Here is a 16,118-nt window from a genome sequence, read left to right on the forward strand (position 1 = left end):
TCAGTCCACGTGGTAGTTCGGCGCTTCCTTCGTGATCTGCACGTCGTGCACGTGCGACTCGCGCATGCCCGCCGCGGTGATCTGGACGAACTCGGCCTTGTCGTGCAGCTCGTCGATCGACCGGCAGCCGCAATAGCCCATGCTGGCGCGCACGCCGCCGACCAGCTGGAACAGGATCGCGTTGACCGAGCCCTTGTACGCGACGCGGCCTTCGATGCCTTCCGGCACGAGCTTGTCGATGTTCGCCGAGTTGTCCTGGAAGTAGCGGTCTGCCGCGCCGTCCTTCATCGCACCGACCGAACCCATGCCGCGATACGACTTGTACTGGCGGCCTTGATACAGGAACACGTCGCCCGGCGCCTCTTCGGTGCCCGCGAACATGCTGCCCATCATCACCGCGTTCGCGCCGGCCGCGAGGGCCTTCGACACGTCGCCCGAGAAGCGCACGCCGCCGTCGGCGATGCACGGCACGCCGGTGCCCTTCAGCGCTTCCGCGACGTTCGCGATCGCGCTGATCTGCGGCACGCCAACGCCCGCGACGATCCGCGTCGTGCAGATCGAGCCGGGGCCGATACCGACCTTGACCGCGTCCGCGCCGTACTCGACGAGCGCCTTCGCGGCAGCGGCCGTCGCGATGTTGCCACCGATCACTTCGACGTGCGGGAAGTTCTGCTTGACCCAGCGGACGCGCTCGAGCACGCCCTTGCTGTGACCGTGCGCGGTATCGACGACGATCACGTCGACGCCGGCTTGCACCAGCAGCTCGACGCGCTCTTCGTTGTCCGGACCGACGCCGACCGCCGCACCTGCGCGCAGCTTGCCGTGTTCGTCCTTGCACGCGTCCGGGTGCTCGGTCTGCTTCGTGATGTCCTTGACGGTCATCAGGCCGCGCAGTTCGAATGCGTCGTTGACGACCAGCACGCGCTCGAGGCGGTGGCTGTGCATCAGCGCCTTCGCTTCGGCGAGCGGCGTGCCTTCCTTGACCGTGACGAGGCGCTCGCGCGGCGTCATGATCGACTTGACCGGCTCGTCGAGGCGCGTTTCGAAACGCAGGTCGCGGTTCGTGACGATGCCGACGAGCTGCGGGCCTTCGACGACCGGGAAGCCCGAGATGCCATGCTGGCGCGACAGCGCGATCACGTCGCGCACCTTCATCTGCGGCGGCACCGTGATCGGATCGCGGACGACGCCCGACTCGAAACGCTTGACCTTCGCGACCTCGCGGGCCTGCTCGGCCGGCGTGAGGTTCTTGTGGACGATACCGACCCCACCCTGCTGCGCCATCGCGATCGCGAGGCGACCTTCGGTGACCGTGTCCATAGCGGCGGACACGAGCGGCATGTTCAGGGAGATGTTGCGGGTCAGCTTGGTCTTGAGGCTGGTGTCGCGCGGGAGAACGTCGGAGAAGGCGGGTACGAGGAGCACGTCATCGAAAGTGAGTGCTTTTTGGATCAGACGCATGGCAAATCCTATGGGCGCAAAAGCGAATTATACGCGAAGCGCTGCGAATTTTCACAACACGAACAACGGCTTAGCCGTTTTCATGCGGTCAGGGGCCGAATCGTTCGGATCGCCGTTCGGTTCGTTTTCGATCGCCTTTCGTTTCACCGCCGCATCGAGCCATTCGCGCAACGGGCTGCACCTCGGCAACTGCGCCTGTCGCGACCGGGCCACACGGCGGTGACGGCCGCGGCCCGGCAACGCGCCGAATAGGCCCGCAACGCCACTCGCCTCCCCGGTCTTACACCAGCCCGGCCGCACGCGCGATCATCGCGATGCCGCCCCCGATCGCGATGCCACCGACGAGCCGCGCAACACGCTCGCCTGGCGCCAGGCGCTCGGCGGCGATCGCGACCGTCACGGCGGCCATCACGCGCAGATCCATCATGCCGGCCGCCAGTGCGACCGCCATCAGGTTCCCGCAACACGCTCCGCAACGCATCGCGACTTGCACGCCGTGCCGCCATGCCGCGCCGGCATCCGTCCGCGACGGGTGCGGGTGCGGGTGCGCCCACGCGTGGCGACAGCACGCCAGCCGGCGCACCTTCCACGCCGAGAACTGCAATACGCCCGCGCCCGACACGACTGCGCCGGCCGCGAACGGCATTGCGCGGGCGAGCACCGGCAGCCGGGCCGCAGCGGCCGTCAGCGCGCTGCCGAGCGGAAACGCAATCGCGCCGAGCGCCATCCATACTGCGAAATACCCGGCGCCCGCGACGACGACCAGCCAGGTCGAGCGCGCCGAGGCCAGCGAGCCGACGCGCTGCCGGTATCGCCAGAGCGTCGGCGCCAGCACGGGCAGCATCATCGTCACGGTCATCGCGCCCCACATGCCGGCGAATGCCGCGAACGCGCGGCCGGCGCCCCAACCGCACGGCCGCAGCCACGCCGACGAGAGCGTCCAGCCGCCGTGCATGGGTTCGCCGCCCATCGCGTCCATGGCTGCGTGCTGCGCCAGCGTGGCCATCGCGGCGGCGGCGAACACGGCAACGAGCGCCGCGCCGAACGCCCGCCGATCGCGGCCCGGATCGCCGGTTGCCGGCCGTGTCATCGCGCGCTCCCGCCCGTCGCCGGCCCGCGCTCAACCGCGCGCGTACTCGTCGTGGCGGCGCCACCACGGGCCCGCCTCGTTGCGCCCGAGCGGCGCGCGATCCAGCCACTGATACATCCCCCACAACCCGTCGAGCCCGCGCGCATAGGTCGAGTACGTGTGATAGACGGCACCGTCCTCGCGCACGAACGCGCTCATCCCCGGCCGGTCGAGCGAATAGGTGGCCGCGTCGGTGCCGCACGTCGCCGCGAACTGCACGACGGGCGCCGGCGGCGGATCCATGTCCATCGCGTGCGCCGCCCGCGCGTAGTTGTATTCGACGTCGCCCGCGCGCCGCTGCGTTTCGGTGAACGACACGTTGAAGTCGAAGTTGAAATCGCTGCCGACCGACGACGCCCACGGGAAGGACCACCCCATCCGCTGCCGGTACGCGAGCAGCTTGGCGAGCGGCGCGCGCGACACGGCCGCGAGCGTCACGTCGTGGTTCGCCAAATGCACGGCAAAACCGTCGAAGCCGTCCGCGAGCGCCGAGCACGATGGGCAACCCGCCTTGTAGTCGGGGCCGAACATGAAGTGATAGACGAGCAGTTGCGAACGGCCGCGAAACAGGTCGTCGAGCGTCGCCTGCCCTTCTTCGGTGTCGAACCGGTAGGTCTTGTCGACGCGCACCCAAGGCAGTGCCTGGCGCCGCCGCACGAGTTCGTCGCTTTGCCGCGTCAGCGCCTTTTCGGCCTCGAGCAGCGCCCTGCGCTCGGCCAGCCATTCGTCGCGCGTTCCGGTGAGATGGGTCGTCATTGCGGGTTCCTCCTTCCGATGGGTATCCGGGCACGGCGTACGGCGCCGTGTGCGTGGTGCTAGATTAGTGCTCGGCATCGGGCCGGAGGGAGTGACAAGTGTGTCGGGATTCGGATGGATTCGCTGATCACCGCGGCTGCGCGCGCGCTTGCGGCCGGTGACGCGCTCGGCGCGCTGAACCGCGTCGCGCTGCGCGACGACGCGCCGGCGCTCGCGCTGCGCGGGATCGCGATGGCGCAGCTCGGCGATTTCGAACGCGCGCGGGTACTCGTGCGCGGCGCCGCCCGCGCGTTCGGCGCGAAGGAAGCTGTCGCGCGTGCGCGCTGCGTCGTCGCGGAAGCCGAGATCGCGCTCGCGTCGCGCGACCTCCGCTGGCCGACGCGCGCGCTCGATGCCGCGTGCGCGACGCTCGACGCGCACGGCGACCGCGCGAACGCCGCACATGCGCGCTATCTCGGCGTGCGCCGGCTGCTGCTGATCGGTCATATCGACGATGCCGAACGGATGCTCGCGACTCTCGATCCCGCGCCGCTGCCGGCCGCGTCGCGCGCCGCCCATGAACTGATCGCGGCCGGCATCGCGATGCGCCGCATTCGCACGCACGCGGCTCGCGCTGCGCTCGACCGTGCGCGCACGGCCGCCCGCGACGCCGGCATCGCCGCGCTGACGGCCGAGGTCGACACCGCCGTGCGCGTGCTCGATGCGCCGGCCGCGCGACTCATAACGCGCGGCACGTCGCGGCTCGTACAGCTCGACGAAGTCGAGACGCTGTTCGCGTCGAATACGCTCGTCGTCGATGCGTGCCGTCACACGGTGCGCGACGCGCGCACGACCGTGTCGCTCGCACGCCGCCCCGTGCTGTTCGTGCTCGCCCGTACGCTCGGCGAGGCATGGCCGGCCGACGTATCGAGAAATGCGCTCGTGGCCGCCGCGTTCCGCGCGAAACATGCGGACGAATCGCATCGCGCGCGCCTGCGCGTCGAGATCGGCCGGCTGCGCGCGGTGCTGCGACCGCTCGCGAACGTCACCGCAACGGCGCGCGGTTTCGCGCTCGAACCGCTCGGCGTACGCGAGACCGTCGTACTCGCACGCCCGGTCGACGATCGCCACGCAGCCGTGCTCGCGCTCCTCGCCGACGGCGAAGCGTGGTCGAGCTCCGCGCTGGCGCTCGCGCTCGGCGCGAGCCAGCGCACCGTGCAGCGCGCGCTGGACGCGCTTGCCGAAGCGGACAAGGTGCAGGCGCTCGGACGCGGACGCGCGCGGCGCTGGATGACGCCGCCGCTGCCCGGATTCGCGACGACCTTGTTACTCCCTGCGCCGCTACCGGGAGATTAGGATGGCCTCACCGAACGACGAGGTGACGAACATGAAACGCTCCCATGCAGAGATCATTCGCGAGTACGGCCCGTTTCCGGGCGTCGACGGCGTGCACGGCGTCACGTTCGACGGGCAGCACGTGTGGTACGCGTCCGGCGACAAGCTGAATGCACTCGATCCCGAGCGCGGCACGACCGTCCGCTCGCTCGACGTTGCCGCGCATGCGGGCACGGCATTCGACGGCCGCCACCTGTTCCAGATCGTCGAAGACCGCATCGAGAAGATCGATCCGGAATCGGGCCGCGTGCTCGCGACGATCCCCGCACCCGGCGGCGGCGCCGACTCGGGGCTCGCGTGGGCCGAAGGCACGCTGTGGGTCGGCCAGTACCGCGAACGCAAGATTCATCAGATCGATCCGGAATCGGGTGCCGTGCTGCGCACGATCGAGTCGAACCGCTTCGTCACCGGCGTGACGTGGGTCGACGGCGAGCTGTGGCACGGCACCTGGGAAGCCGACCAGAGCGAGCTGCGGCACATCGATCCGCGTACGGGTCAGGTGCTCGAGCAGGTCGACATGCCGCCCGGCGTCGGCGTGTCGGGGCTCGAATCCGACGGCCACGACCGCTTCTACTGCGGCGGCGGCAACAGCGGCAAGCTGCGCATCGTGCGGCGCCCGGCGCGAGCGCGGACGCCGGGCGACGGCGCCGGTGCGACGCCCGATCCGGCCGACGGCTGATTCGACCGACCGCTGATCCGGAACATACTGCGGCCGCGAACTCTCCAGAATCAGGAACGGATCGCGGCCGCACCGTCGCGCAACACGTCGAAGCCCAGCCATGCTCCGAGTGCAGGAATGAACAAGACGCCGCCGAACCGGCGTCGCTAAGATGCGCGCTCGTTCATGTGTTCGGAGCAGTCGATGCGGCGCGGTGTGGTCTATGGTGTCCTGGCAGGTGCCCTGTGGGGCATGGTGTTTCTCGTTCCGCGGCTGCTGACCGACTTCTCGCCGCTGCTGCTGAGCGCCGGCCGCTACGCGATGTACGGCCTCGTGTCGCTCGCGGCCGCACTGCCGGCCGCCCGCTCGCTGCTCGCGCGGCTGACCCGCGACGATCTCGTCGCGCTCGTGAAGCTTGCGGTCGTCGGCAACGTCGCGTACTACATGCTGCTGACCGGCGCGGTGCACCTGATCGGCATCGCGCCCAGCTCGCTGATCGTCGGCGTATTGCCCGTTACCGTCACGCTCGCGGGTCTCGGCGACCACGGCGCCGTGCCGTTGCGGCGGCTGGCCGTCCCGCTGGCACTGGTGATCGCAGGCATCGTCTGCATCAACGTCGACCTGTTCACGTCCGAGGCCGCGCACGCGACGACGCTCGACCAGAAGCTCGCGGGAATCGCCTGCGCGGCCGGCGCGCTGGCGAGCTGGACCTGGTACGCGGTCGCGAACGCGCGCTACCTGCAGCGCCATCATCGTTTCGGCGGCAACGAATGGTCGGTGCTGTGGGGCGTCGTGACGGGCCTGATCGGCGGGCTCTGCTGGATCGCGATCCTCGCGCTGCCGGCCGGTACGGTGCAGGCGGCCGTGCCGGCGTCGCGCTGGCAGTTGTTCTGGCTGCTGAACCTCGTGCTCGCGATCGGCGCGTCGTGGCTCGGCAACGGGCTGTGGAATGCCGCGTCGAAGCGGTTGCCGCTCACGCTGTCGGGCCAGTTGATCGTGTTCGAAACCGTGTTCGCGATGCTTTACGCGTTCGTCTACGACCAGCGGATGCCGCACGCACTCGAGATCGCAGCGCTCGTGCTGCTGCTCGCAGGCGTGTACGGCTCCGTGCGACAGCACGGCGACACGCCCGCCGGCGGCGCTACGCCAGGCAGCGCGTCGGTCAATGCGAACGTCGCGGCCCACTGAGCGCCGCGGCGTTTGATCAGACGAATGGGGATGGAAGGAGCGGAACCGCGCGCGTCAGCGCGCGTCCTTGTGCATCCACTTGCGGCCCTCGATGGAGCCGGCGCGGCGGGACTTGTCGACGCGCCGCTGGCGCGCCAGCTTCGGATCGACGATCAGCGGGCGGTAGATCTCGACGCGGTCGTGGTCGGCGAGCGGCGCGTCGAGCGATGCGAGCTTGCCATACACGCCCGTCTTCGCTTGCGCGAGGTCGATCTCCGGGTGCAGCGCGAGCACGCCGCTCGCGTCGATCGCCGAGCGAACGGTCGCGCCTTCGGGCAGCGACACCGGAATCAGCGTCTGGCGGTCCGGCAGCGCATAACAGACTTCGATCGACAGCATCGCGTCACCCCTTCCCGTAGCGCTGGTCCGCGCGCTTCACGAACGAATCGACGAACGTGTTCGCGATGTGGCTGAACACGGGCCCGATGATCTTCTCGAGCAGGACGCTCGAAAACTCGTAGTGCAGCGCGAATTCGATCTTGCATGCATCGGCGCGCAGCGCGGTGAAACGCCACGAGCCCGTGAACTTCTTGAACGGGCCGTCCGTGAACTCCATGTCGATCCGCGTCGGACGCTGCTGCGTGTTGCGCGTCGCAAAATGCTGCTTGATGCCCTTGAAGTTGATATCGATGCGCGCTTCCATCCCGCTGTCGTCCTGACGGCGAATTTCGACGCCGCCGCACCAGGGCAGGAAATTGGGGTAGTCGGCCACGTCGGTGACGAGGTCGAACATCTGTTCCGCCGAATGACGGATCAATACGGTTTTCTGGACATCTGCCATAAATCGCGCGGCATCGCTGAAGGTGGGAAAGCAAGCCGGGCGATTCTCGCCCCGCTTTGCTAAAATCGTGATTTTAAACGAGTTGGCCCAATCCTTTCATGAGCATCATCGACAACAGGAAAGCGCACTTCGATTATCACATCGAGGAACGCTACGAGGCGGGGCTCGTGCTGGAGGGCTGGGAGGTCAAGGCGCTGCGCGCCGGGCGCGGCCAGATCAAGGAGGGCTACGTCGTGGTGAAGAACGCCGAGATCTTCCTGATCGGCACCCATATCAGCCCGCTGCCCGAAGCCTCGACGCACATCAATCCCGACCCGGTTCGCACGCGCAAGCTGCTGCTGCACCGTGAAGAAATCAAGAAACTGATCGGCAAGGTCGAGCAGCGCGGCTACACGCTCGTGCCGCTGAACTTCCACTACAAGGGCGGCCGCGTGAAGTGCGACATTGCGCTCGCAAAGGGCAAGAAGCTGCACGACAAGCGCGAAACCGAGAAGAAGCGCGACTGGGAACGCGAGAAGGCACGCATCATGCGCGCCGGCACCTGACGCGCGCGACACGACACGCATCGCAAACGACACGGCCCGCTCGAAGCGGGCCGTGTTGCTTTGTACCGCGTGATTCGCACATTTCGGCGACCGGACGCGGGCGGCGGGATTCCGGACGCCGTGTCGTTTCGGCCAACGACAGGGGTTGGCCGGCAACCGACGGACATCATCCTGGCCCGCCCGGCTGCGCGACGATTCGCCGCACGCCAGCCGCACGCGGCGACCGCCAGCCAATCGCGCCCGTCCGCTCAGCCCTTCCCGCCCGCAGCCGGCGACGCGTTTTTGACGATCGACATCGCCGATGCGATTGCACCGCCGAGATCCGCCAGGTTCGACGGCACGATCAGCGTGTTGCCCTGCTTTGCGAGATTCGCGAACGCGCCGACATACTGCTCGGCGACCTTCAGGTTCACCGCGTCCATCCCGCCCTGCGACTGCATCGCGTTCGCGATCTTCTGGATCGCCTGCGCGTTCGCCTCGGCCACGGCAAGGATTGCGGCGGCCTCGCCCTGCGCCTGGTTGATCGCGGCCTGCCGCTCGCCTTCGGACTTCTGGATCGCCGCTTCGCGCGCACCCGACGCGAGGTTGATCTGTTCCTGCTTGCGGCCCTCGGATGCGGCGATCAGCGCGCGCTTTTCGCGCTCTGCGGTGATCTGCGCCTGCATCGCGTGCAGGATTTCCTTCGGCGGCGTCAGGTCCTTGATCTCGTAGCGCAGCACCTTCACACCCCAGTTCGAGGCGGCCTCGTCAAGCGCCGACACGATGCTGTGGTTGATGAAGTCGCGCTCCTCGAAAGTCTTGTCGAGCTCCAGCTTGCCGATCACCGAGCGCAGCATCGTCTGCGACAGCTGCGTGATCGCGAGCACGAAGTTGCTCGACCCGTACGACGCCTTCATCGGGTCCATCACCTGGAAATACAGCACGCCGTCGACCTGAAGCTGCGTGTTGTCGCGCGTGATGCAGATCTGGCTCGGCACGTCGAGCGGAATTTCCTTCAGCACGTGGCGATACGCAATGCGATCGACGAACGGCAGCACGATATTGAGACCGGGCGACAGCGTCGCGTGATAGCGACCGAAGCGCTCGAGCACCCACGCATGCTGCTGCGGCACGATCTTCACCGTTTTCGACACGATCACGATCGCGATGACGAGCAGGACAACCCAGATGATCAGCGAATCCATGAAGTATTCCCTCCTTGTTGTATCAGCGGACGATCAGCCCGCGGGTTTCGCCACGACCACGAGACAGTTGCCGCGCACGGCACTCACCTGATACACGCGCGCATCGTCTCGCTCGCCGTTCGCGAGCTCGACGTCCCAGTCGGCGCCGCGATACTGCACGCGCGCACGGCCGTCACGCCACGCGTCGACCGTGACGGTCGCGCCGATATCGAGATTGACGTCGGGATTCGTCGACGTGTCGCGCTTCTGCTTGCGGCCGAGCCCCGAACGGCGCAGCACGATCATCGCGACGACCGCGACCGCGGCCGCCGCGCCGAACTGCACGTGCGGCGCAAAACCGGCCAGTTGCAGCAACCCGCCCGCGAGAAAGCCGAGCGCGATCATCAGCAGATAGAACGTGCCCGTCAGCAACTCGGCCACGACCAGCACGCCCACCGCGACCCACCAGAACAGATGCCCGGACATCATTGTGGTCTCCAGAAAACGCCCCCACGCTCACTTCGTTCGCTGTCGACCGGAGTTGGCGCTTCAGCGCTTACTCCGGTCCCATGCACGGCTCCCCCCCCGCGGGGGCGGTCGGCACGCTTGGGGCGGCCCGGCGCGTCCCGACAAACAAAAACACCCCGGTGCTTACCGGGGTGTTTATAGCATGAACCTTGCATTTCGCCTTCAACGAAAGCGCGGCGGACCCGCGCTTTCGCCGAAGGTGCGTTACCGACCGTTACTTCCGGTTGGCGAGCGCCTGCCACGTTTCGATGATCGTGTCCGGGTTCAGCGAGATCGACACGATGCCTTCATCGGTCAGCCATTGCGCGAAATCCGGGTGATCGGACGGGCCCTGGCCGCAGATGCCGACGTACTTGCCCATCTTACGGCAGGTATCGATCGCACGCTTCAACAGGAACTTGACGGCCGGGTCGCGTTCGTCGAAGTCGACTGCCAGCAGTTCCATGCCCGAGTCGCGGTCGAGGCCGAGCGTGAGCTGCGTGAGGTCGTTCGAGCCGATCGAGAAACCGTCGAAGTGCTGCAGGAACTCTTCGGCGAGGATCGCGTTGGTCGGGACTTCGCACATCATCACGAGACGCAGGTCGTTTTCGCCGCGCTTCAGGCCGAACTTCTCGAGCAGGCCGACGACACGCTCCGCCTGCTTCACGGTACGCACGAACGGTACCATGATCTCGACGTTGGTCAGACCCATCTCGTCGCGCACGCGCTTCAGTGCACGGCACTCCATCTCGAACGCCGGCGCGAAGTCTTCGGCGATGTAGCGCGATGCGCCGCGGAAACCCAGCATCGGGTTTTCCTCGTCCGGCTCGTAACGCGAACCGCCGATCAGCTTCTTGTACTCGTTCGACTTGAAGTCGGACAGACGCACGATCACGGGCTTCGGATAGAACGCCGCGGCGATCGTCGCGACACCTTCCGTCAGCTTGTCGACGTAGAACTGACGCGGCGACGCGTGGCCGCGCGCAACGCTCTCGACGGCCTTCTTCAGGTCCTGGTCGATGTTCGGGTACTCGAGAATCGCCTTCGGGTGTACGCCGATGTTGTTGTTGATGATGAACTCGAGACGCGCGAGGCCCACGCCGGCGTTCGGCAGTTGCGAGAAGTCGAACGCGAGCTGCGGGTTGCCGACGTTCATCATGATCTTGACCGGGATTTCCGGCAGTTCGCCGCGCTGCACTTCCGTGACTTCCGTCTCGAGCAGGCCGTCGTAGATCTTGCCTTCGTCGCCTTCCGCGCACGACACGGTGACGAGCGCGCCGTCCTTCAGGATGTCGGTCGCGTCGCCGCAGCCGACCACCGCCGGCACGCCGAGCTCACGCGCGATGATCGCCGCGTGGCAGGTCCGGCCGCCACGGTTCGTGACGATCGCGGCCGCGCGCTTCATCACCGGCTCCCAGTTCGGGTCGGTCATGTCGGCAACCAGCACGTCGCCCGGCTGCACGCGTTCCATTTCCGACGGATCCTGGATCACGCGCACGGGGCCCGCGCCGATCTTCTGGCCGATCGCACGGCCCGTCGCGAGCACCTGCGACTGGCCCTTCAGCTTGAAGCGCTGCTCCGCCTTGCCGGTCGCCTGGCTCTTCACCGTTTCCGGGCGCGCCTGCAGGATGAAGATCTTGCCGTCGCGGCCGTCCTTGCCCCACTCGATGTCCATCGGACGCTGGTAGTGCTTCTCGATGATGACCGCGTACTTCGCCAGCTCGATCACGTCCTCGTCGGTGATCGAGTAGCGGTTGCGCTGCTCGTGGGGCACGTCGACCGTCTTCACGCGGCCCGGCTCGCCCGGCTGCGTGAATTCCATCTTGATCAGCTTCGAGCCGATCGAGCGGCGGATGATCGGGTACTTGTCCTGTGCGAGCGTCGTCTTGAACACATAGAACTCGTCCGGGTTCACCGCGCCCTGCACGACGGTTTCGCCCAGGCCGTAGCTCGACGTGATGAACACGGCGTCCTTGAAGCCCGATTCGGTATCGATCGTGAACATCACGCCGGCGGCGCCGACGTCCGAGCGGACCATGCGCTGCACGCCGGCCGACAGGGCGACCTCGGCGTGCGTGAAGCCCTTGTGCACGCGGTACGAGATCGCGCGGTCGTTATACAGCGACGCGAACACGTGCTTCATGCGGTCGAGCACGTCTTCGATGCCGACGACGTTCAGGTACGACTCCTGCTGGCCGGCGAACGATGCGTCGGGCAGGTCTTCCGCGGTCGCGGACGAGCGCACGGCGAACGACAGCTCGGCCGGCGAGCCGTTCTTCAGGACTTCGAACTGCGCGCGGATTTCCTGCTCGAGGCGCGACTGCATCGGCGCGTCGACGATCCACTTGCGGATTTCGGCACCGGCTTCGGCGAGCGCCTTCACGTCGTCGATGTCGAGCGACTCGAGACGCTTGGCGATGCGGTCGGTAAGGTCGTTGTGCGTGAGGAAATCGCGGAACGCGAGCGCGGTCGTGGCGAAACCGGTGGGCACGCGAACGCCTGCTTCGGAAAGCTGGCTGATCATCTCGCCGAGCGACGCATTCTTGCCGCCGACGATCTCCACATCGGTCATCCGCAACTGCTCGAACGGAATTACATACGCCTGGTCCTTTGCGACGTTTGCTGCGTTAGTCATACAAGCCCCTAAGTGTGAAAAAAATGCTCGATCGCGCAAGTGGGCTTGGACGCGGGCGCCTGCAAAAAGGCGCGGCGCGTCTTGCGCAACCTGTTAGATAAACAATCGCAGCGGCGGAAAATCTTCAGACCCGATTTGCAAAAATCCCGGCAGAAGGGCGATATTCTCAGACGAATCGCCGAACTTGCCGGGAATTTTGGAATCAAGCGGCCAAGCCACGGGCGCCGTTCGCGCCCTGCCCCCGCAATTGCTTATCCAACAGGTTGCCGCTATTCTACCGTGCCGGCTGCCGGATGTGGCGCGACCTTGTCACTGCGTCTGGAGGCGAACCTCCAGCCGCCCCGCGCAACCGCCCTTCACGTTCGACGCCCAGATTCATGCTGCCAACCGTTTTCATCGTCTCCGACGGCACGGGGATCACTGCCGAAACCTTCGCGCATTCGATCCTCTCCCAGTTCGACCAGAAATTCCGTCTCGTGCGCGTGCCGTTCGTCGACTCGCTCGACAAGGCCTATGCGACCGTCGAGAAGATCAACGAGGCCGCCGTGCACGACGGCCGCCGCGCGATCGTGTTCACGACGCTCGTCGACAGCGAGTCGAACGACATCGTCAAGCGCTCCAACGCGCTCGTGCTCGACATGTTCCAGCGCTTCGTCGAGCCGCTCGAGCAGGAGCTGGAGCTCAAGTCGAGCCACGCGATGGGCCGCGGCCATCAGAACGCGGACACCGAGGAATACAAGACGCGGATCGAGGCGATCAACTTCTCGCTCGCGCACGACGACGGCCAGTCGAACCGCAACCTGTCGGAAGCCGACGTGATCCTCGTCGGCGTGTCGCGCAGCGGCAAGACGCCGACGAGCCTGTATCTCGCGATGCAGTACGGCGTGAAGGCCGCGAACTATCCGCTGATTCCGGAAGACTTCGAACGCGGCAAGCTGCCGTCGGCGCTCTCCGCGCACCGTGAAAAACTGTTCGGGCTGTCGATCGACCCGCAGCGTCTGTCGGAGATTCGCAACGAGCGCCGGCCGGGCAGCAAGTACGCGGCACCCGAGAACTGCCGCTACGAGATCAACGAGGCCGAAGCGATGATGCGCCGCGAGGGGATCAAGTGGCTGTCGTCGACGCACAAGTCGATCGAGGAAATCGCGACGACGATCCTGCAGGAAATCCGCCTCGACCGGCAGTCGTACTGAGCGCCTGCGCGCTTGCGGCCATCTGGCCGCCGCCGGAAACAAAAAGGCCGCGTCGAACGCGGCCTTTTTTCGTGGTGCGGGGAATGCCCGCATGCGGCATCACGCAGGCCGCTGCTGTCGCACCTGCTCGAACAGGCACACCGCTGCTGCTGCGGCAACATTCAGCGACTCCATCCCGCCCGGTTGCGGAATCGTCACGCGATGCGTGGCCGCATCGCGCCAGAACGCCGATACGCCGGCGCCCTCGTTGCCGAATACCCATGCGACGGGCCCCGACAGGTCGCAGTCATAGAGCGCCTGCGCGCCATGCGAATCGGTCAGCGCGACCGGCACGTCGAGGCGTTCGGCGAGCGCCGCGGCTTCAACATCCTCGTGGATCGACAGCAGGAAATGCGCGCCCATCCCCGAACGCAGCACCTTCGACGACCATGCGTAGGCCGTGCCCGGCGCGCAGAACACATGGCGCACGCCGGCGGCCGCGGCGCTGCGCAGGATCGAGCCGACGTTGCCGGCGTCCTGCACGCCGTCGAGCACGACCGACGTATGCGTCACACGCTCCGGCAGCGGTTGCGCCGGCCGGTCGACCAACAACAGGAAACCGACGCCGTTGACGACGTTCGACAACTGCCCGAACAGCGCGTCCGGCAGCGTGACGACACGCTGCGCGTCGATGCGTGCGACGATCGCCTGCGCCTCGGCGTGGCCAAGTGCGCCTTCGGTCGCCACGCACAGCTCGGGCGTCGCGCCCGTGTCGAGGTACGCGCTCGCGAGATGGAATCCTTCCAGCAGCGCGTGGCCGCTGCGGCGCTGATGGGGCGTCGAACCCGCGAGCGCCTTCAGGCGCTTGTACAGCGGGTTGTCGCGGGAAGTAATGCTTTTCATCGAATCAGATCGAGTGCCGCGCGCACAGGCGCGAACGAGCGCCGGTGCACTTCGCACGGGCCGTGCTCACGCAGCGCGGCAAGGTGTTTCGCGGTGCCGTAGCCCGCATGTACGTTGAAGCCGTACACCGGGAAGCGTTCGTGCAGGTCGACGAGCATGCGGTCGCGCGTGACCTTCGCGAGGATCGACGCGGCCGAGATGCTCGGCACCAGCGCATCGCCGCTGACGATCGCCTCGGCGCGCACCGTCAACGTCGGGCAGCGGTTGCCGTCGATCTGCGCGAGCGTCGGCAGGACCGACAGGCCCTCGACGGCCCGCTTCATCGCGAGCATCGTCGCGTGCAGGATGTTCAGCGTATCGATTTCGTCGACGCTTGCCGACGCGACGCAATACGCGCGCGAACGCGCGACGATCAGGTCGTACAGCGCGTCGCGCTTCTTCGCGGACAGCGCCTTCGAATCGTCGAGCCCGTCGATCGGCTGCGCCGGATCGAGGATCACCGCGGCGGCCACCACCGGCCCCGCGAGCGGGCCGCGGCCGGCTTCGTCGACGCCGCAGACGATCTCGTCGGGCCGACTGAAGTCGAAACCACCCTGCACGTCGCTCGACGCGCGGCGGCGCGGTACGCGTGCTGCCGTCATGCGCGCCCCTTGCGTTGTTCGAGCACGCGCACGACCGCTTCGGCCGCCTTCGCGGCCGTGTTCTGCCGCAGCGAAAGATGCATTTCGGTAAACACTTCGGTCAGCGTGCGGCGGTTCGCGTCGTCGCGCAACTGCGTGAGCGTCGCATCGGCGAGCGCCTCGGGCGTCGCGAAATGCTGCAGCAGCTCGGGCACGACGAAGCGCCCCGCCAGGATGTTCGGCAAGCCGACATACGGCAGGTAGCCCTGCCGGCGCATGATCTGCCCGGTCAGCCAGGGCACCTTGTACGAGATCACCATCGGCTTCTTCAGCAGCGCCGCTTCCAGCGTGACGGTGCCGCTCTTCACGAGGATCGCATCGGCGGCCGTCATCGCGACTTGCGAGCGGCCGTCGGTGATCGTCAGCGCGAGCTGCGGATGCGCGTCGACGAGCGGCTGCAGCAGCTCGCGCAGCGCGGGCGTCGCCGCCGGCATCACGAACCGCACACCGGGCTCGCGCTGCTGCATCAGCGCCATCGCCGCGAAGAAGGTCGGGCCGATCAGCGCGATCTCCGAGCGCCGGCTGCCCGGCAGCACCGCGATCACGGGGCCGTCTGCGGGCAGGCCCAGCGCGATGCGCGCGCCGTGCGTGTCGGGCTCGAGCGGGATCTCGTCGGCCAGCGGATGGCCGACGTAGGTCGATGCGACGCCGGCCTTGTCGAGAATCGCCGGCTCGAACGGGAACAGGCACAGCATGTGATCGACGGACTTGGCGATCTTCTTGATCCGGCCGCCGCGCCATGCCCAGATCGACGGGCACACGAAGTGGATCGACGGAATGCCTGCGTCGCGCGCGGCCTGTTCGACGTTGAAGTTGAAATCCGGCGCGTCGATGCCGATGAACGCGTCCGGCCGCTCCGCGAGCAGTTGGCGTTTCAACTCGCCGCGAATCCGCAGGATCTCGGGAATCTGGCCCAGCGCCTCGACATAGCCGCGCACGGTCAGTTTGTCCATTTGCCAGTGCGAGTCGAAGCCCTGCGCGATCATCCGCGGCCCGCCGATCCCGTAGTACTGGGCCGATTCGGGCAGCCGCTCGCGCAGCCCGCCGAGCAGCGACGCCGCGAGCAAATCGCCCGACGGCTCGCCGGCCACCATCGCGAGCCGGAGCTGATTGGTCGGAAGCGGCAT

16 protein-coding genes are annotated in these 16,118 nt (G+C 67.2%); 5 read left to right on the forward strand and 11 right to left on the reverse strand.

Annotated features, from left to right (window positions below; all coding sequences use genetic code 11):
- From guaB to R9B84_RS10425, 3 genes are all read right to left on the reverse strand, one after another.
- A complete protein-coding gene (gene guaB / locus R9B84_RS10415) occupies positions 1 to 1,461 on the reverse strand; it encodes an IMP dehydrogenase (RefSeq protein ID WP_047900987.1) in 1,461 nt (486 codons plus the stop codon).
- A gap of 280 nt (positions 1,462 to 1,741) precedes the next feature.
- Positions 1,742 to 2,551 (reverse strand): DUF2182 domain-containing protein, encoded by an 810-nt coding sequence (locus R9B84_RS10420; RefSeq protein WP_423757906.1) that lies wholly within the window; start codon positions 2,549 to 2,551, stop codon positions 1,742 to 1,744.
- A gap of 30 nt (positions 2,552 to 2,581) precedes the next feature.
- Positions 2,582 to 3,346: a DUF899 domain-containing protein gene (locus tag R9B84_RS10425; RefSeq protein WP_423757907.1), complete on the reverse strand. Its 765-nt coding sequence runs from the start codon at positions 3,344 to 3,346 to the stop codon at positions 2,582 to 2,584.
- A gap of 114 nt (positions 3,347 to 3,460) precedes the next feature.
- Between R9B84_RS10425 and R9B84_RS10430 the strand changes: the two genes are divergently transcribed.
- The 3 genes from R9B84_RS10430 to R9B84_RS10440 all read left to right on the forward strand — a co-directional run bounded on the left by R9B84_RS10430 (position 3,461) and on the right by R9B84_RS10440 (position 6,566).
- Complete coding sequence (locus R9B84_RS10430) at positions 3,461 to 4,681, forward strand: helix-turn-helix domain-containing protein (protein WP_423757908.1); 1,221 nt, start codon at positions 3,461 to 3,463, stop codon at positions 4,679 to 4,681.
- A gap of 31 nt (positions 4,682 to 4,712) precedes the next feature.
- Entirely contained in the window at positions 4,713 to 5,399 is a 687-nt protein-coding gene (locus R9B84_RS10435) for a DUF5074 domain-containing protein (protein WP_423757909.1), read from the forward strand.
- 183 nt (positions 5,400 to 5,582) lie between these two features.
- Positions 5,583 to 6,566: a DMT family transporter gene (locus R9B84_RS10440; protein ID WP_423757910.1), complete on the forward strand. Its 984-nt coding sequence runs from the start codon at positions 5,583 to 5,585 to the stop codon at positions 6,564 to 6,566.
- A gap of 54 nt (positions 6,567 to 6,620) precedes the next feature.
- Here R9B84_RS10440 and R9B84_RS10445 read toward each other — a convergent pair whose 3' ends face one another.
- Together R9B84_RS10445 and R9B84_RS10450 are read right to left on the reverse strand one after the other, a co-directional pair.
- Positions 6,621 to 6,944 (reverse strand): RnfH family protein, encoded by a 324-nt coding sequence (locus R9B84_RS10445; protein WP_423757911.1) that lies wholly within the window; start codon positions 6,942 to 6,944, stop codon positions 6,621 to 6,623.
- 4 nt (positions 6,945 to 6,948) lie between these two features.
- Positions 6,949 to 7,386, reverse strand: a complete 438-nt coding sequence (locus R9B84_RS10450; RefSeq protein ID WP_423757912.1) for a type II toxin-antitoxin system RatA family toxin — start codon at positions 7,384 to 7,386, stop codon at positions 6,949 to 6,951.
- A gap of 98 nt (positions 7,387 to 7,484) precedes the next feature.
- Here R9B84_RS10450 and smpB point away from each other — a divergent pair, with 98 nt between their 5' ends.
- Positions 7,485 to 7,931 carry an SsrA-binding protein SmpB gene (smpB, locus tag R9B84_RS10455; protein WP_047900992.1) on the forward strand — a complete coding sequence of 149 codons (447 nt, stop codon included), beginning with the start codon at positions 7,485 to 7,487 and terminating at the stop codon, positions 7,929 to 7,931.
- Between the two features lie 248 nt (positions 7,932 to 8,179).
- Here smpB and R9B84_RS10460 read toward each other — a convergent pair whose 3' ends face one another.
- From R9B84_RS10460 to ppsA, 3 genes are all read right to left on the reverse strand, one after another.
- Positions 8,180 to 9,115, reverse strand: a complete 936-nt coding sequence (locus tag R9B84_RS10460) for an SPFH domain-containing protein (RefSeq protein WP_423757913.1) — start codon at positions 9,113 to 9,115, stop codon at positions 8,180 to 8,182.
- A 33-nt stretch (positions 9,116 to 9,148) separates the two neighbouring features.
- Positions 9,149 to 9,583: an NfeD family protein gene (locus R9B84_RS10465; RefSeq protein ID WP_423757914.1), complete on the reverse strand. Its 435-nt coding sequence runs from the start codon at positions 9,581 to 9,583 to the stop codon at positions 9,149 to 9,151.
- Positions 9,584 to 9,836: 253 nt separating this feature from the next.
- Entirely contained in the window at positions 9,837 to 12,236 is a 2,400-nt protein-coding gene (ppsA, locus tag R9B84_RS10470) for a phosphoenolpyruvate synthase (RefSeq protein WP_423757915.1), read from the reverse strand.
- 377 nt (positions 12,237 to 12,613) lie between these two features.
- On the opposite strand from ppsA, the gene ppsR reads away from it, so the two are divergent.
- A complete protein-coding gene (gene ppsR, locus R9B84_RS10475) occupies positions 12,614 to 13,429 on the forward strand; it encodes a posphoenolpyruvate synthetase regulatory kinase/phosphorylase PpsR (RefSeq protein WP_047900996.1) in 816 nt (271 codons plus the stop codon).
- Between the two features lie 99 nt (positions 13,430 to 13,528).
- Here the strand turns inward: ppsR and R9B84_RS10480 are convergent, their stop codons facing one another.
- From R9B84_RS10480 to lpxB, 3 genes are read right to left on the reverse strand one after another with little or no spacing between them, the layout of a single operon-like run.
- Positions 13,529 to 14,311, reverse strand: a complete 783-nt coding sequence (locus tag R9B84_RS10480) for a TrmH family RNA methyltransferase (protein WP_423757916.1) — start codon at positions 14,309 to 14,311, stop codon at positions 13,529 to 13,531.
- Positions 14,308 to 14,952: a ribonuclease HII gene (gene rnhB, locus R9B84_RS10485; RefSeq protein WP_423757917.1), complete on the reverse strand. Its 645-nt coding sequence runs from the start codon at positions 14,950 to 14,952 to the stop codon at positions 14,308 to 14,310. Before rnhB ends, R9B84_RS10480 begins: the two co-directional genes overlap by 4 nt.
- Positions 14,949 to 16,118 (reverse strand): lipid-A-disaccharide synthase, encoded by a 1,170-nt coding sequence (lpxB, locus tag R9B84_RS10490; RefSeq protein WP_047900999.1) that lies wholly within the window; start codon positions 16,116 to 16,118, stop codon positions 14,949 to 14,951. Before lpxB ends, rnhB begins: the two co-directional genes overlap by 4 nt.

This window comes from Burkholderia sp. NLJ2 (assembly GCF_049487195.1).
Classification (GTDB): domain Bacteria; phylum Pseudomonadota; class Gammaproteobacteria; order Burkholderiales; family Burkholderiaceae; genus Burkholderia; species Burkholderia pyrrocinia.

Excerpts from the sequence above, each read along its gene's own strand:
- R9B84_RS10450 (WP_423757912.1), bottom strand. The coding sequence starts at position 7,386 with ATGGCAGATGTCCAGAAAACCGTATTGATCCGTCATTCGGCGGAACAG.
- R9B84_RS10445 (WP_423757911.1), bottom strand. The coding sequence starts at position 6,944 with ATGCTGTCGATCGAAGTCTGTTATGCGCTGCCGGACCGCCAGACGCTG.
- R9B84_RS10465 (WP_423757914.1), bottom strand. The coding sequence starts at position 9,583 with ATGATGTCCGGGCATCTGTTCTGGTGGGTCGCGGTGGGCGTGCTGGTC.
- ppsA (WP_423757915.1), bottom strand. The coding sequence starts at position 12,236 with ATGACTAACGCAGCAAACGTCGCAAAGGACCAGGCGTATGTAATTCCG.
- ppsR (WP_047900996.1), top strand. The coding sequence starts at position 12,614 with ATGCTGCCAACCGTTTTCATCGTCTCCGACGGCACGGGGATCACTGCC.
- R9B84_RS10435 (WP_423757909.1), top strand. The coding sequence starts at position 4,713 with ATGAAACGCTCCCATGCAGAGATCATTCGCGAGTACGGCCCGTTTCCG.
- guaB (WP_047900987.1), bottom strand. The coding sequence starts at position 1,461 with ATGCGTCTGATCCAAAAAGCACTCACTTTCGATGACGTGCTCCTCGTA.
- R9B84_RS10425 (WP_423757907.1), bottom strand. The coding sequence starts at position 3,346 with ATGACGACCCATCTCACCGGAACGCGCGACGAATGGCTGGCCGAGCGC.
- R9B84_RS10480 (WP_423757916.1), bottom strand. The coding sequence starts at position 14,311 with ATGAAAAGCATTACTTCCCGCGACAACCCGCTGTACAAGCGCCTGAAG.
- R9B84_RS10420 (WP_423757906.1), bottom strand. The coding sequence starts at position 2,551 with ATGACACGGCCGGCAACCGGCGATCCGGGCCGCGATCGGCGGGCGTTC.
- R9B84_RS10440 (WP_423757910.1), top strand. The coding sequence starts at position 5,583 with ATGCGGCGCGGTGTGGTCTATGGTGTCCTGGCAGGTGCCCTGTGGGGC.
- smpB (WP_047900992.1), top strand. The coding sequence starts at position 7,485 with ATGAGCATCATCGACAACAGGAAAGCGCACTTCGATTATCACATCGAG.
- rnhB (WP_423757917.1), bottom strand. The coding sequence starts at position 14,952 with ATGACGGCAGCACGCGTACCGCGCCGCCGCGCGTCGAGCGACGTGCAG.
- lpxB (WP_047900999.1), bottom strand. The coding sequence starts at position 16,118 with ATGCCGCTTCCGACCAATCAGCTCCGGCTCGCGATGGTGGCCGGCGAG.
- R9B84_RS10430 (WP_423757908.1), top strand. The coding sequence starts at position 3,461 with ATGGATTCGCTGATCACCGCGGCTGCGCGCGCGCTTGCGGCCGGTGAC.
- R9B84_RS10460 (WP_423757913.1), bottom strand. The coding sequence starts at position 9,115 with ATGGATTCGCTGATCATCTGGGTTGTCCTGCTCGTCATCGCGATCGTG.